We start from the raw sequence: 1,744 nt of genomic DNA on the forward strand, positions 1-1,744 counted from the left end.
GCTCGCGATAGCGGTATGTCAGTCAACTTATGGCTGACTGGGCTACCGCTATCGCGAGCAAGCTCGCTCCCACAGGGGGATGTGGGGGCTTATGGCTTCCCGGAAATCCCGTACTTACGCAACCGATGGGCAATCGCGGTGTGGGAGGTTTGCAGGCGGCTGGCGAGCTGGCGGGTGGAGGGGTAGTTGACGTAGAGGCTTTCGAGCAGGTGCTTCTCGAAGCTTTCCACGGCCTGTTCCAGGCTTTCGACTTCCACATCGCCCTGGCGCGCCACGGAGGTGCCGGCGATGTCCAGGTCGCCGATGTCCACCAGGCTGCTTTCGCAGATGGCGGCGGCGCGGAAGATCACGTTCTGCAATTGCCGCACGTTGCCCGGCCAGCGGTTGCCCAGCAGCGCCGGGTAAGTGCCGGGGGCCAGGCGGCAGACCGGGCGCTGGATCTGCGCGCAGGCCTGCTGCATGAAGTAACGCGCCAGCAGCAGGATGTCCTGGCCGCGTTCACGCAGTGGCGGGACTTCGACATTGAGCACGTTCAGGCGATAGAACAGGTCTTCGCGGAACGAGCCCTCGCTGACCATTTTCTCCAGGTTGCGGTGGGTGGCGCTGAGGATCCGCACGTTGACCTTGATCTCCCGGTCGCCGCCCACCCGGCGGAAGCTGCCATCGTTCAAGAAGCGCAGCAGCTTGGCTTGCAGGTACGGCGACATCTCGCCGATTTCATCGAGGAATACCGTGCCCTGGTTCGCCAGCTCCATCAGCCCGGGCTTGCCGCCCCGTTGCGCCCCGGTGAACGCGCCGGGGGCATAGCCGAACAGTTCGCTTTCCGCCAGGTTCTCCGGCAATGCCGCGCAGTTCAGGGCCAGGAACGGTGCGCCGTGACGGGCGCTGATGGCATGGCAAGCCCGGGCCACCAGTTCCTTGCCGGTGCCGGTTTCGCCCTGGATCAGCAGCGGCGCATCCAGCGCCGCGACCCGCTGGGCCCGGGCCTTGAGGGTGCGGATCGCCGGGGATTCGCCCAGCAGCGCGTCGAAACCTTCGGCGTGATCGTGATGCAGGGCCGACAGGCGCTCGCCGATGCGGTTCGGCTGATACAGCGTCAGCAGCGCGCCGGCATCGGTGATGGGCGTGGCGTCCAGCAGCAAGGTCTGGCCGTTGAGGGTGATTTCCCGCAGTGGCAAGCGAAAACCGTTTTCCAGCAGGGCGTCCAGCAGTGCCGCGTCACCGAACAGCTCGGCCACGCTTTCCCCAGCCGGTTCGCGACCGTACAGGGCAATCAGCGCCGGGTTGGCCAGCAACACCTTGCCGGCACTGTCCAGGGCCAGCACCGGGTCGGTCATGGCCGCGAGCAAGGCATCGAGCTGCAAGTGCCGGCGCTGGCCCGGCAGTATGTCCACCACGGTGACCGCCTGCACGCCGCGCACGCTGAACAGCGCCTCGCGCAACTCGTCGAGCACCTGCGGGCTGAGGGTCGGGGCGTCGATGTAGACGTTGGGCGGCACCATCTCCACCGCATCCAGGTTGAGATTGCGCCCACCGAGCAAGGCCAGGACTTCCTGGGTAATGCCGACGCGGTCGATGAAACTGACGTGGATACGCATGGGGCGATGGGTTCTGGAACTCCGAGGGCCGCAAGTATGCCTTGGGGCGGGCTAATGGTGAAATCCCGAGGTCAGTACTCAGCCCCTTGTGGGAGCGAGCTTGCTCGCGATAGCGGTGTATCAGTCAATAAAAGGGTGGCTGACAC

Annotated in this window: 1 protein-coding gene; it reads right to left on the bottom strand. The window is 65.5% G+C overall.

Going from position 1 to position 1,744, the window contains the following annotated elements:
- Positions 1–89: 89 nt before the first annotated feature.
- Positions 90–1,598, bottom strand: coding sequence for a sigma-54-dependent transcriptional regulator (locus tag LQ215_RS29395; protein ID WP_230153728.1), 1,509 nt, complete (start codon positions 1,596–1,598; stop codon positions 90–92).
- Between the last annotated feature and the right edge of the window lie 146 nt (positions 1,599–1,744).

Source organism: Pseudomonas brassicacearum, assembly GCF_918698105.1.
Classification (GTDB): domain Bacteria; phylum Pseudomonadota; class Gammaproteobacteria; order Pseudomonadales; family Pseudomonadaceae; genus Aquipseudomonas; species Aquipseudomonas brassicacearum_F.

Coding starts and splice junctions, on each gene's coding strand:
- LQ215_RS29395 (WP_230153728.1), bottom strand. CDS start 1,598: ATGCGTATCCACGTCAGTTTCATCGACCGCGTCGGCATTACCCAGGAA.